Raw genomic sequence first — 13,898 nt, forward strand, 5'->3', positions numbered from 1 at the left:
GAACTAGCAGTAGAAGCAGCAGCACAGCTAACTGCTGAAGGTAAGAAAGTACGCGTTGTTTCAATGCCATCAACAGACGCATTCGACAAACAAGACGCCGCTTACCGTGAAGCTGTACTGCCATCAGACGTAACAGCGCGTATCGCAATTGAAGCAGGTATTGCTGACTTCTGGTACAAGTACGTAGGCTTCGACGGTCGCATCATTGGTATGACTTCATTCGGTGAATCTGCACCAGCCGGCGAACTATTCAAAATGTTTGGTTTCACGACTGAAAACGTAGTGAACACAGCAAAAGAGCTACTCGCGTAATTGCAGTAAAAAGATAATCAGTTTTCTCTATTGCGAATGTGAAAACTGAAAAGCCCCACCAGCAATGGCGGGGCTTTCTTTTATCTGGCTCCTATTCGCATAAACGCAGCCAGGACATAAACATCACAACTTTCGTTACGACTATTTGTCTTCAAATCGAAGTGCGAGCTGATAGAAATCTTGTACTTGGTCTTTCAACTGTCGGCTATTTTGCTCAACTGAATGTGTTGCTGCCAAGTTTTGTTCTGCGGTCGAAGCGATAGAATGAATGTGCTGGTTTACATCACTAGATAGCTTTAACTGGTTATTCGCCGCTTCTGCTACATCAACCATCAGCCCACTCATGGTTTGCATCATCTGTTCAACTTCAGACAAACGTAACGCACTTTGTTCTGCTACTTGAGAACAGGCATCGGTTTGCTCTTTGTTTGCCAGAATATCTTTCTGCCAACTTTGAATCGTTGCCAACATAGTGGAGATAGAGGCTTGGATTTGTTCAGTTGCATTGGATGTTCGCCCAGAAAGCGCGCGGACCTCATCAGCTACAACAGCAAAACCACGACCTTGCTCCCCTGCTCTTGCCGCTTCAATCGCCGCGTTGAGTGCCAGTAAATTGGTTTGCTCTGCGATCCCACCAATCTCTTCCATCAAATGGTTCACCTTCTGCGCCTGATCACTCAGTTGATACGTCGTTTCCGTCGCTTTTTCAGCTTGAAGGCTTAACTTCGCTAGATTGGTGTGCGTTTGATCGATGGTCTCCTTCGCCATCAAGCATGACTTCAATGTATCATCAATCAACATATGGGCATCATTGGTACTCGAAGAAACCGAATTTGCCGACGACTCCACCTCTTGGGTAGCATCTCGCACACGATGAATATCGGTATTTTGCTGATTTAATGCAGCTGAGACTTCTGCCGTTGTTTGACTAAGCTCTTCGGCGCAATGCTGCAAAGGCAATGCGGAGTCAGTCATTCTTCCTAACACGGTTCGAATTCTTGCGGATAGCATTTTGATATGGAAATCGGCAATCGAAAATGCCGTGTTACCGGAATAGATCAAGCGACTTACGCTGTCATATTGCTTTTGTAACTTTTTAAGTTGCTGAGGTGTATCAATTAACTCTTGGCGGAATAACAGAGCCAGAACACTTGCAGGTAACGCACTTGCAAGCCAAGCCAACGGCCCTTCAACAGACAACGCATATGCGGTTGCAGGTGCGGTTAGTGCACCAAGTAGAATCGCATAGCGAATGGTTTCATTGATTTTCAACGACCAAGTTCGACCAGACTTCTCTGCAGCACGCATGCTTTTGTAGGCTTTTGTCGCAATATCAACCCACTCTCGCTTTGGTTTCACGCGCACTGATTGATACCCAACAACATGGTTGTCTTCGTAGATAGGGGTGACATAAGCATCAACCCAATAGTAACCGCCAGACTTAGTGGCATTCTTAACCATTCCACGCCAGGCTTTACCTTGTTTAAGGCGTGCCCACATATCACCGAAAGCGGCTTTAGGCATATCATTATGACGAACTATATTATGGTTCTGACCGACAAGTTCTTCGTGAGTGTATTCAGCAACGCGGCAAAAGGCTTCATTACAATATGTAATAACACCTTGTAAGTTCGTTGTTGAGACGAGTTCCTCAGACTCCCTCACGAGAGTTTCTTGAGCTTTATGAGAAATATTGGCTGACATAGACGAAACTTCTTTAGTTTTTATTGATTTTCGGCAAGATATATACAGGATTTTTATTTTTATTACAAAAAGTTAGATAAAAAGTCTTATCAAATCGACATTTTTATTGTGGGAATTCACATTATCGATAAAAACATAAAGAAGAGATTGTTGATTTGAGCTAATAAACAAACCCGACACGATCGGCCGGGTTATATATTAAGCCTCAATTAAGCGGTTTGTGATTCTGGCTTTTTATTCGTTTTTAACGCAAACATCGCGATAACGAGTAACACAAATGGAAGAACATACAAATTAAGATTCTGCCAACCTACGGTAGACTCAAGCCAACCAGATAGTAATGCGGTGATGGTGACACAACTGAACACGAAGAATTCATTAAACGCTTGAGCCTTGCTTCTGTTTTTCGCTTCATAACTTTGACTAAACAGCCCGGTTGCTGCGATAAACATAAAGTTCCACCCTATTCCTAACAGGATTAAAGCAAGACTAAAATGCCAGATAGACACTCCATGTATATTAATTCCAATACAAGCAACAAATAGCAATCCACCCGCCAAAATCATATTCTTAGCGCCAAACCGCTCTATCAGACGGCCCGTGACAAACGCAGGTGCAAACATACCCAACACGTGCCATTCGATCACTCCCGCCGCTTTATCAAAATCAAAGCCACAACCAATCATCGCTAAAGGAGTTGCTGTCATTAAAATGTTCATCACCGCGTACGCAACCATTGCCGCGATAACTGCCAGCATGAAATTAGGTCGACGAATAATCAGTCTCAGCTTATCCGCCTTAGCGTGTAGCGCCTGCGTGTGTGCAGGTGGAAAACGAATGGTTTGTAGCACAACCAACGCGGTTATATAAAGCACGACAAGCACAGCAAATGCACTAATGTATAAGCCATCATCTGACCACTGCTGCGAGTACACGGCCAGATTAGGCCCAAGGATCGCCGCTAACACCCCACCCGCCATAGATATCGAAATCGCCCTATGCCTTGCCGACTCTTCACACACTTCAATGGCAGCAAACCTGTATAGAGTACCGAAACCTATACCAACACCAAGCAAAAACGTAGACATGCAGAACAGATAGAAGTTTTGTTGACTTAATGCATACGTCGCTAGACTAGCACCCAAAATGCCAATGACATTACCAAGGCTAAAACCAAGGCGACGCCCTAACTTGCCCATAATTAGCGACGCAGGAATTGTCGCGGCCATCAGTCCCAAAAACTGCAGTGCAACTGGTAATGTGATAAAACTTGATGACGGCGCAAGTGTTTTGCCAATAAGGGCAATAACAGATATGAGTAAAATATTCCCTGTCATTAATAAGGCTTGGCAGAGGGATAGAAGCCATACATTACGATTCAATTCCAAATTCCTTTTGGTTACAACGTATACAGATAACATATAGGAAAGCAGAAACAATAGAAAGATATGAGAGTAATTCTCAACAAAAAGAGCCAGAGGCATAGTACCTCTGGCTCTTCACTATTCACTTTTCGCTTTTAAAAAGTTTTTCTGTTGAGCTTACTTGTTGCGGCGCGCTTTTACTGCATCAGAAAGCTGACGAAGTACCGTTTCCGTATCTTCCCAACCAATACATGCATCAGTAATCGACTGACCATAAGTGGCTGCTTTGCCATCCACTAAGTCTTGGCGACCTTCAACTAAATGAGACTCGATCATCACACCAAAAATGGCTTCTTCGCCAGCAGAGATTTGTTCGGATACATCATCAGACACCAGCATTTGACGCTTGAACTGCTTCGAGCTGTTAGCATGGCTAAAATCAATCATCACTTTTTTCGGCAGACCTGCGGTGTCCAGCTCATCTTTAATTTGAGCTACATGTGCTGCACTGTAGTTTGGTTCTTTACCGCCACGTAGAATAATATGGCAGTCTGGATTACCAGCGGTTTCTACGATCGCGGAATGACCGTATTTTGTTACTGAAAGGAAGTGATGGGAAGCGCTTGCAGAACGAATCGCGTCGCTCGCTATTTTAATATTCCCGTCTGTACCGTTTTTGAAACCTACAGGACAAGAAAGACCAGAAGCTAGCTCGCGGTGAACCTGAGATTCTGTCGTACGAGCACCGATAGCGCCCCAACTGATCAAATCCGCCACGTACTGAGGTGTGATCATATCTAAGAATTCACTTGCCGTTGGCAAGCCCATATCGGTTAGATCAAGAAGAAGTTTACGTCCGATACGTAGACCATCATTTAGCTTATAGGTGTCATTTAAGTAAGGGTCATTGATAAGGCCTTTCCAACCAACGGTCGTACGCGGCTTTTCAAAATAAACTCGCATAACAACCTCAAGCTGCTCGCCCAGTTCATCACGTAATACTTTTAGCTTTTTACCGTACTCAACCGCGGCAGCCGGATCGTGAATAGAACACGGGCCAACGATCACGAGTAATCGATCGTCTTTTCCTTCAAGAATATTGTGAATGGCGTTACGGCAATCAAAAGTGGTCGAAGAAGCGGTTTCAGTCGCTGGGAACTTCTCTAATACTGCAACAGGTGGCAATAACTCTTTTACTCTATTTATTCTTACATCATCAGTTTGAAACATTACTTCTACTTCCTGGTTTTATTTCCGACCCCATTTTTACCAACTGAACTCATTGCAACATTGTTCACAAAGCGAGCAGCATCAAGGGCTGTGGTCATTTTCTGTCTAGCGTTTAAGTAACTTATCGGCTTAGGCGTAGACTTGCAATCAGTTTTTGCAAATAAATGCAAATAAAAGCCACCTGTTAACTACTGCGCACAATGTAAAGTAAAGTTTACGAAAAAAGTTCAAAATAATCATCAATTTTCTTATGCACCAAAAAATCTTTACTACAATGTAAGAAATATCAGAAGTTTGTGAGGTATTTTTGGGTAGTAAATGTTGATCAAGTTCAAATATATTGTTGCTTGATATGAAATGATTAGAATATTAAACTAATTTCTTATAAACGCTGGTTTTTTCTAATTTTTTGATAAAACGAAGTAGAAGTTAATATGCAATCAATACAAGGAAATATTATGAACAAAGTAGCAATTGCAGTAGCAGCAGTGGTAGCTGGTAGTAGCGCGCTTTTAAACTCTGCTCAAGCTGAAATGTACATCGGGGGCAAAGTGGGCATGACTACACTTGACGACGCTTGCTATCTAAATAGCCCTTGTGATGATGAAGCGTTTGGTGCAGGACTACATATCGGTTATGACTTTACCGATATCATTGGGCTAGAGTACGGCGTAGACTTCTTAGGCGACTACAAAGCTAACTCGATGTCAGGGGCTAACACGGTTAATACGATTGACGGCAATCTAACGGCTTTAACACTTGCACCTAAATTCAACTGGCACTTAAACGACTCTTGGAATCTGTTTGCTAAGATCGGTGGTGCTTACATGATGTCTGATGACGAAACAGACTTTGTCCCAACAGGTTCTTTGGGTGCTGAATACTCGATCGATAGAAACTGGAGTGTTCGCGCTGAATACCAACGTTACCAAGACATGTCTGACGACGTGTGGGACGACATGGATGCTAACTTCTTTGGTATCGGTGTTAACTACAAATTCGCAGCAGCTCCAGTTGTTGCAGCAGTTGTAACGGAAGAAGTGATCGAGCCAGATCCAGAACCAGTGATGATGAGCAAGGTGCACAAAGAAGAGTACGGTACAGGTACGTTTGAATTCGATAGTGCTAAGTTAACAGAGTCCGTTTCTGAACGTCTGGACAACTTTGTTTCATTCTTGAACGAATATCCTCAAGCTCAAGTAGAGATTACTGGTTACACGGATAGCTCAGGCCCTGCGGCATACAACCAAAAACTGTCTGAGCGTCGTGCTCAATCTGTTGCTGATTACCTAACCGCAGCTGGCATTGGTTCAGATCGTTTGACAGTTAAAGGTATGGGTGAAGAAAACCCAGTTGCTGACAACAGCACTCGCGAAGGTCGTGAGAAAAACCGTCGCGTAGAAGTTGTGGTACCTTCATTTGAATACCAAGAGCTAGTTCAACCAGAATAAGCATCTATGATTCATGATCGATGATGTGGTAAAAATTAATGGGGTGCATTTGCACCCCATTTTGATCTCATATTAAGGGATATTGCCACTATGGTTTTGGGAAAAAGATCAACTCATTATCTTGCACCATAACGCAATCCATACCAGCTGCATGCGCCGCTCGCTTCCCCAACTCAGTATCCTCGAACACAAGACACTGTGACGCCTCCAAGTCGAGTTGTTCCGCGGCCACCAAAAAGGTATCTGGAAAGGGTTTATGGTTCTCTACATCACTCGCGGTTACTACAACATCTAACTTGTCTAATAAACCTGCATGACTTAATAAGCGCATGGCACTTTCTCGTTGGCTGCCAGTCCCGACTGCAATTTTCTTATGGCCTAAATATTCCTCTAACACGATGTTCGTGCAAGGAATAACGTCACCATGAAGCTCCATAGCAGCGAATGTTTCCATTTTAAATGTCGCGACAGTTTTAGGATCTAACGAAAGCTCATGCACACGATTTAGTTCCTCAACAATTTTAAAGCTCGGCATCCCTCCCAAACTGTGAAACCATTCCTGGCAAAACGGAAAATCAAAACGCTCAGCAGTTGCTTGCCAAGCTGCCAAGTGGGCTGGCATGGTATCGATTAGAGTACCATCCATATCAAATATGAATCCCTCATAGGGTCTAAAATCAATCGTGCTCATGTCTTTTCTTCTATTTGTGCATCTGTAATGTTAATTTATCAGCTCTTTCAATCGTCCTTACCGGCATTTACTTATCATGCTCAAAATTTCGAACTCCGTCACAATTCAAGAGTGGGAAATTCAATTATCCCCAATTAGAGCTCAAGGAAATGGTGGCCAGAACGTTAACAAGGTAGCGTCCGCTATACACCTGCGCTTTGATATCCGGCATTCAAGCTTACCTGACTTTTACAAAGAGCGATTACTTGCACTTTCTGATAGTCGTATAAGTAAAGATGGCGTGATCATCATCAAAGCGCAACAATTTCGGACACAAGAACAAAATAAGGAAGACGCCCTAAATCGGCTTCAAGCATTGATAAAAGCTGCCGCTTTACAGGAGAAGAAGCGTATTAAAACGAAACCAACCCGCGCTTCTCAACGCCGACGACTTGATACAAAAAACAAGCACGGAGCGAAAAAACAGCAACGTAAAAAAGTGCTGTATTAGTGAATGTCGTTTTCTCGACATGTTAGTTGAACAACGTTTGCTAGCCCTTGGAAATCTCATTGGATTTCTCTTTTTAGTTACTTATTCAGGAAACAACAATATGACTATTAGGCAAAAACTCTACTTCCTCGGAGTTATCGCCATTTTAGGCATCGTGGCCCTTTTGGGTACGTCATCCCATTTTGAAAACAAGAGCAATGATCTAAATCACGCGATCAAACTCGTTGGTGATCTAGAAATACGCTTACTCAACTTACGCAGAAATGAAAAAGATTTCCTACTACGTAGTAATGACAAATATCTAAATAAGTTTGACGCCAATGTTGACAAGTTTATAGACACAGAAAAAGAGCTTGCGAACATACTCAAGAGTAATGAATTACCTTCCAGTCAACAATTTAAGCAAGACTTGCTCGCATACCAAAGGGGCTTTCAGAATCTGGTCAGCGCTTACCAACTATACGGGCTTGATTCAAAGAGTGGGCTTCTCGCTGGTTACGAACAAGCACTATTAGAAGCAAAACAACGTTCAGACCACCAGCAGTTATTGGCATTAGTCCGTTTTGACTCTGCGGTAAAAGCAGGACTATTCAATAGTGACTTGCTTGAGGGGCAATATGCTCCGGAGCTTATCAAAACAGGTAAGCAATTGGCGGCCCAAAAGCAAGTTGTTGGGGTTGCTTATGACAAAGGCCTACTCGGTGAAACTCGCGCATTATCCCATGCCGTAGAAGAGCAATTTGAAACCTTTTCCACAGCCCTTAGCTCTGCTGCCGCACAACGTGATGAACAAATGTCGACCATCAAGCAGGTCATTACAGCTCTGATCTTAGTCGTTATTTTCGCATTGATTTGGCAAATTTCACGTTCAATCAATACGCGAGTGAATAGCTTACTTGGCACCATTCGAAGTATCAGCGAAACGAACAACATGGGACTTCGATCTGATTTGAAAGGTCAAGACGAGCTATTTGATATCAGTCATCACCTCAATGACCTATTGGATAAGCTTGAGCATCTAATTAGTAGTACCCAAGAAAAATCGGCGCAACTCACTGCAAGTACCGATAATATGCATCGTGAGTTAGAAGGCGTTATGGAGCAATTCCACACTCAAACTGACCACACTGCATCAATGGCGACGGCAGTTCAGCAAATGGTTGCCACAATAGGTGAAATCTCAGAAAGCACATCAGTTGCGGTAGAAGGCGTACATCAGGCAGCGAATAATGCCGAACAAGGTCGAGGAGTTGTTGAGGCGACGGTAACCAACATCGGTCAACTAACCACGATTTTATCAAACAGCCAGCAGTCGATTGGCTCGCTGAATCAGCATGTAGATAAAATTGGTGGTGCCGTGAACATCATCCAAGAGATTGCAGAGCAAACCAACCTACTAGCTCTCAACGCAGCAATTGAAGCCGCGCGAGCAGGCGAACAAGGCCGCGGGTTTGCAGTTGTTGCCGATGAAGTACGCGCCCTAGCTAGCCGAACTCATCAATCCACAGAGGAAATCACGCGGGTAGTTGCAGATATTCAAACTCAAATGTCTACAGTTGTTGCTGATATTGATCAATGTAACGATCAAGGGCAACAAACACTTAATGCTTCTGAAAAACTGGATTCTAGCCTGCAACAGATCATCACTGACATGCATTCAATTCAAGGTAATTCGGAGCGCATAGCTTCAGCAATTGAAGAACAAGGTATCGTGATGAACCAAGTTAGCGGTTCAATCACCGAGCTAAACGCAATATCTGAGAATAACATGCAATCCGCTCAGGAATGCTTGCATGAAGTCAACTCTGTCTCTGCTCAAGCTCATGATATGGATGAAGCTGTTGCACAATTCAAAACTGCGCTAAAATAACCCTTTTCAAAATAGAAAGCCCGAGGCAATCATTGCTTCGGGCTTTTTTTCAATTGTCACTTCGTGCTTACTGCGCACTTCGGATGTGATTATTCATCATCAAGAGGAACCAGCTTGGTGTTGCCGCCATGAACTTTCTCACGCTGTCTTTGCACCAGGGCGTAGAAGCCTGGGATCAAGAATGTACCTGCTAGAAGCACACACAATAGACCACCAATCAGCGACACGCCGAGTGAGTTTTGACTGACGTGCCCCGCACCAGCGGCAAAGATAAGCGGGAAGATACCCAGGATAAATGACCAGGATGTCATATTCACAGCGCGGAAACGTAACGTGCCTCCTTTAACCGCTGCACTATCGATATCAGCATCTTTTTCTTCTCGCTCTTGCTTGGCGAACTCCACAATCAAAATTGCGTTTTTCGCCGCCAAGGCTATGAGCAAGACAAGACCAATTTGGGCATACAAGTTAAGCGGCGTGCCAGTTAGATTCAACGCAAGGAAGGAACCTAACGTTGCTACTGGGACCACCAAAATAATAGCCAGTGGAATACTCCAACTCTCATACTGAGCCACCATAAACAAGTAAATGAAGATCAAAGCCAGCGCAAACGCATAAATGGCTTGGTTACCCGCGAGCACTTCCTGATAAGCCATACCTGTCCATTCATACGTGTACCCTTGTGGAAGAACTTCAGCAGCAACGCGTTCCATTGCGGCAATCGCATCACCACTAGAGTAACCCGGTGCTGGTTGGCCTTGAATGATAGCACTGCGGTACATGTTGTAACGCCACGCCACATCAGGCTCAAACACTTGCTCGTAGCTCACTAGCGTACTTAACGGGACCATATCACCGTTCGAAGAACGAACATGGAAACGCTCTAGATCTTCCATGCTGCTACGGTGCTGGCTATCAGCTTGCATGGTTACGCGGAAGTTCTTACCAAACATGGTGAAGTCATTCACATAAAGCGAACCTAAGTTGCCTTGCAAGGTTTGGAAAATAGACGACAGCGAAATACCTAATTGCTGCGCTTTCTCACGATCGATATCAACGTAGTAGTGCGGAACATTCGCGCGGAACGTGCTAAACGTGTAGGCAATTTCAGGCGCTTGGTTAGCCGCTTGGATCATTTCTCCCATGACCATCGACAAGTCGGTACGACTTCGCCCTAGCGTGTCTTCAAGCACAAACTCAAAACCAGACGCAGCGCCCATACCTGGAACCGCCGGTGGTCCCATCGCAAAAACAACCGCTTGAGGTAACTCTGTCGCCGCTCGCCCGTTAATACGTGCCGCGATAGCATTAGCAGAGTGCTCTCCTTGCAGCGAGTTACGAGTATCCCAATCATGCAATTTGATAAATACAGAAGCACCGTTTGATGCTGCTGCGCCTGTCATAAACGAGTAACCGTTCGCAACCGTCACACCATCCACACCAGGTTCTTCACCGATCATTTTCATTAAATCATTGGTGACTTCTTCAGTGCGTGATAAAGAGGCTGAATCTGGTAGCTGTACGTTAACCAGCAAAATGCCTTTATCTTCTTGAGGAACAAACGCTGTAGAGGTGGTTTTCGCAAAGAAAGTGACCGCTGCGATAGCAACTATAAAGAACGTCACGAGCAGTAAAGACTTCTTCACCAAGAAACCAGCGATCTGGCCATAACGCGTAGTGATGCGCTCTAAGCCTCGGTTGAAAGCCTGGAACCAGTTAGCGGTATTGCCCCCACCCTGCTTCAATACCAGAGAACAAAGTGCTGGAGACAGCGTCAATGCATTGATGGATGAAATCACAACCGAAATACAGATGGTCAAAGCGAACTGGCGATACATGATACCGGTGATACCTGGCAGCATGGCGACGGGTATGAATACCGCAAGTAGAACCAAGGTCGACGTGATGATTGGTCCCGTTACTTCTTTCATCGCTAGCAACGTCGCTTTACGCGGTGAAATGGTTGGGTCTTTCGCCATGGTAGTATCGACGTTTTCGATAACCAGAATCGCATCGTCCACCACGATACCAATCGCAAGGATCAGGCCAAACAAAGTAACCGTATTAATGGTGAAGCCCGTTGCCTGCATGATGGCAAACGTACCAATCAGAGAAACGGGGATCGCGACAACAGGAATCAACGTTGCACGCGCACTACCCAAGAACAAGTAAGTTACAGCGATCACCAATAGAATCGCTTCAATCAGTGTTTTTACTACCCCTTTGATCGATTCAGATACGAACACGGTTGTATCGTAGCTGGTCTCGTATTCCATTCCCTCTGGGAAGTTTTTGCTCAAGCCCTCAAGGAGCTCCATGACGGCCTGACCACTTTCTAACGCATTCGCATCCGATTGAAGAGACAACGCAACGATTGACGCGTCCTGGCCACGGAACTTACCGTTACCATCGTAGAACTTTTTGCCTAGTTCAACGCGAGCAACATCTTTCAGATAAACCGTAGAGCCATTGGGATTAGCTCGAAGGACTACGTTCTCAAACTCACTCACGCTTTCCAAGCGACCTTTGGTCACAAGGTTAAACTGAACTTCTTGCGGATTGTTGTATGGTGCTGCACCTACACGCCCTGCCGCAACTTGAACGTTCTGTTCAGCCAAAGCGGCGTATACGTCTGACGTGGTTAGCTTAAGGTTGGCCATTTTTTCAGGATCTAACCAAACACGCATTGCGTATTCGCCACCACCAATCACGTTAACTTCACTGATACCTTTCGCACGAGCCAACTGATCTTTTACATTCAAGTTAATGTAGTTAATCAAGAACTGATCATCGTATTTGCCATCAGGTGAATAGAAGTTAAGTACCATCAGCAAGTCAGGTGAACGCTTTTTCACCGTCACACCAACCATGCGAACTTCTTGAGGCAGTTTTGACTCAATCTGTGACACGCGGTTTTGCACGTTAACTTGCGCCATATCTGGATCGGTGCCAACATCGAACGTGACGTTTAGGCTGTAAGAGCCATCGTTCGCGCTCTTTGAAGACATGTATATCATATCCTCAACGCCGTTGACTGAGGTCTCTATGGGGTCCGCAATGGCCTGCTCGACAACTTCCGCACTCGCGCCAGTGTAGTAAGCCGAAACGCTTACTGATGGCGGGCTTATCTGTGGGTACTCAGCCACTGGCAAAATCGCCAGTGAGATCGCGCCGGCTAGCGTTAATATGATCGAAATAACCAGCGCGAATTTAGGTCTCTGAATAAAGAAACGACTTAACATAGTGCCCCCTACTGCTTATCTTCAGCAGGTGCTTGAAGGCGCACTTCTACACCATTACGCACACGTTGTAGGCCTTGTGTAATAACCGTATCTTCCTGATCGAGCCCTTCTCGAATGATAATGCCTTGTTCAACCTGAGGGCCAAGCTCGACGTTACGACGCTCTGCCACACTTCCCTCAGCCATCACCATCACAAAGTCACCTTCTAAGTCAGTCTGTACGGCACGTCGTGGGATAACAATAACGTCTTTCGTGTTCTTATCTCTCAAGTTCACTTTGATGTGTTGACCCGGAAGTAACTTCTGCTCTGGGTTTGGCACTAGCGCGCGCATAGCAATCGTACCCGTTTTGGTGTCAATACGATTACCTAAGAAATCAAGCTTACCTAGATGCTCAAAAAACTGTCCATTTTCCAGTTCAAGCTGAACTTCAACGCGGTTTGATTCAGCCGAGCCATCACCTTTTACTTGATCCATACCCATAGCTAAACGCTCACGCTCACTCACACTAAATGAGGTATGAACTGGATCTAAACTCACCAGAGTTGTCAGCACGCCAGATGATGGAGAAACCAGATCACCCGTACTAACTTTGGTATCACTAATACGTCCGCTAAAAGGTGCTCGGATTTGAGTATAGGAAAGGTTAACTTCAGCAAGTTTAAGTTGAGCATTTGCCGCTTCTAGCTCTGCTCTCGCACCAAGAAGTGCCGCAGTTAAAGCATCAAACTCAGATTGAGAGATACTACCGCGAGGCAACAAGTTTTTACCTCGAGTATGATCTAATTCGGCTTTTTTTAGCGCCGCTTTAGCTTGTGCAAGTGCGGCTTTAGCACTCGCGACTTGGGCTTCAAAAGAAGATGGCTCGATAGAGTAAAGGAGCTGCCCTTTTTCTACCATTTGCCCCTCTTCAAAGTGACGAGCTTTTAAGTAGCCAGAAATCTGCGCGGTAATATTGGTATCTTCTACTGCTTCAATGCGACCGATATAAGACTTGCTCGGTTGGTAGTCGATAACCGTGACATCCTGAGTCACTACGAGAGGCGCTTGACCTTTCGTTTGGGCATTATTAGCTTCCCCGCATCCTGCGAGGATTGCTGTAGCCGCCATTAGTGCGACAAGTGGTTTCTTTTGCATGTATTTACCGTCTTTATAGAACAGGATATTGTTGAATTCCTATCAACCTTACTCCTTGCTGCCACTGAAAACTTCACTGAAAAGCGCCCAAGGTGTTTCTAAATGTAAACATGAGAAACAAAAGGAAAATAAAGTAATTTAGTTAACAGTGGTATTCAATGAGCAATATACATACAACTCAATCATAACTATTTAATATACGCCTTAGGAGATCGCGAATTTTAGCGTGTGCTTGGAAACACTAACGGGAGTATTGTATTCGGGCGTAAAGTGAGATTCAGTGCTCAAGATAAGAACGTTTTGTGGCTAAAAAGGTAAAAAGTGACGCCTTCATACTCAAGACCCCGATTTTGACTATTTTTTTAATATAAATGGGTTATCATTCAATTAATTCAACGCCTTCGACAG

Annotated in this window: 10 protein-coding genes; 4 read left to right on the top strand and 6 right to left on the bottom strand. The window is 44.6% G+C overall.

The genetic code is table 11. The annotated features are described in order from the left end of the window. The coding region (locus R7040_RS20525) for a transketolase-like TK C-terminal-containing protein (RefSeq protein WP_318081545.1) at positions 1-312 on the top strand (312 nt) is incomplete at its 5' end. A gap of 141 nt (positions 313-453) precedes the next feature. Here the strand turns inward: R7040_RS20525 and R7040_RS20530 are convergent. The 3 genes from R7040_RS20530 to aroG form a co-directional block, all read right to left on the bottom strand. Further along, on the bottom strand, positions 454-2,016 hold the full coding sequence (locus tag R7040_RS20530) for a methyl-accepting chemotaxis protein (protein ID WP_017819900.1): 1,563 nt from the start codon (positions 2,014-2,016) through the stop codon (positions 454-456). A gap of 209 nt (positions 2,017-2,225) precedes the next feature. Next, positions 2,226-3,398 carry an MFS transporter gene (locus tag R7040_RS20535; RefSeq protein WP_021035943.1) on the bottom strand — a complete coding sequence of 391 codons (1,173 nt, stop codon included), beginning with the start codon at positions 3,396-3,398 and terminating at the stop codon, positions 2,226-2,228. A gap of 159 nt (positions 3,399-3,557) precedes the next feature. Beyond that, positions 3,558-4,610 (bottom strand): 3-deoxy-7-phosphoheptulonate synthase AroG, encoded by a 1,053-nt coding sequence (aroG, locus tag R7040_RS20540; protein ID WP_017635200.1) that lies wholly within the window; start codon positions 4,608-4,610, stop codon positions 3,558-3,560. 458 nt (positions 4,611-5,068) lie between these two features. On the opposite strand from aroG, the gene R7040_RS20545 reads away from it, so the two are divergent. Further along, the gene (locus R7040_RS20545; protein WP_017819897.1) at positions 5,069-6,061 is read left to right on the top strand and encodes an OmpA family protein; all 993 of its coding nucleotides are present in this window, start codon (positions 5,069-5,071) and stop codon (positions 6,059-6,061) included. 88 nt (positions 6,062-6,149) lie between these two features. Here the strand turns inward: R7040_RS20545 and R7040_RS20550 are convergent, their stop codons facing one another. Then, a complete protein-coding gene (locus R7040_RS20550) occupies positions 6,150-6,752 on the bottom strand; it encodes a beta-phosphoglucomutase family hydrolase (protein WP_017819896.1) in 603 nt (200 codons plus the stop codon). A gap of 76 nt (positions 6,753-6,828) precedes the next feature. Here R7040_RS20550 and arfB point away from each other — a divergent pair, with 76 nt between their 5' ends. Then, positions 6,829-7,242, top strand: coding sequence for an alternative ribosome rescue aminoacyl-tRNA hydrolase ArfB (gene arfB / locus R7040_RS20555; RefSeq protein ID WP_017635196.1), 414 nt, complete (start codon positions 6,829-6,831; stop codon positions 7,240-7,242). A 100-nt stretch (positions 7,243-7,342) separates the two neighbouring features. Beyond that, positions 7,343-9,112 (top strand): methyl-accepting chemotaxis protein, encoded by a 1,770-nt coding sequence (locus tag R7040_RS20560; RefSeq protein ID WP_064354851.1) that lies wholly within the window; start codon positions 7,343-7,345, stop codon positions 9,110-9,112. Between the two features lie 89 nt (positions 9,113-9,201). On the opposite strand, the gene vmeZ is transcribed toward R7040_RS20560, so the two are convergent. Together vmeZ and vmeY are read right to left on the bottom strand one after the other, a co-directional pair. Beyond that, positions 9,202-12,354 (bottom strand): multidrug efflux RND transporter permease subunit VmeZ, encoded by a 3,153-nt coding sequence (gene vmeZ, locus R7040_RS20565; protein ID WP_017635194.1) that lies wholly within the window; start codon positions 12,352-12,354, stop codon positions 9,202-9,204. Positions 12,355-12,362: 8 nt separating this feature from the next. Next, complete coding sequence (gene vmeY / locus R7040_RS20570) at positions 12,363-13,490, bottom strand: multidrug efflux RND transporter periplasmic adaptor subunit VmeY (RefSeq protein ID WP_017635193.1); 1,128 nt, start codon at positions 13,488-13,490, stop codon at positions 12,363-12,365. Between the last annotated feature and the right edge of the window lie 408 nt (positions 13,491-13,898).

Source organism: Vibrio sp. 1069 (genome assembly GCF_033340555.1).

Coding starts and splice junctions, on each gene's coding strand:
- aroG (WP_017635200.1), bottom strand. CDS start 4,610: ATGTTTCAAACTGATGATGTAAGAATAAATAGAGTAAAAGAGTTATTG.
- R7040_RS20560 (WP_064354851.1), top strand. CDS start 7,343: ATGACTATTAGGCAAAAACTCTACTTCCTCGGAGTTATCGCCATTTTA.
- vmeZ (WP_017635194.1), bottom strand. CDS start 12,354: ATGTTAAGTCGTTTCTTTATTCAGAGACCTAAATTCGCGCTGGTTATT.
- arfB (WP_017635196.1), top strand. CDS start 6,829: ATGCTCAAAATTTCGAACTCCGTCACAATTCAAGAGTGGGAAATTCAA.
- R7040_RS20550 (WP_017819896.1), bottom strand. CDS start 6,752: ATGAGCACGATTGATTTTAGACCCTATGAGGGATTCATATTTGATATG.
- R7040_RS20545 (WP_017819897.1), top strand. CDS start 5,069: ATGAACAAAGTAGCAATTGCAGTAGCAGCAGTGGTAGCTGGTAGTAGC.
- R7040_RS20530 (WP_017819900.1), bottom strand. CDS start 2,016: ATGTCAGCCAATATTTCTCATAAAGCTCAAGAAACTCTCGTGAGGGAG.
- vmeY (WP_017635193.1), bottom strand. CDS start 13,490: ATGCAAAAGAAACCACTTGTCGCACTAATGGCGGCTACAGCAATCCTC.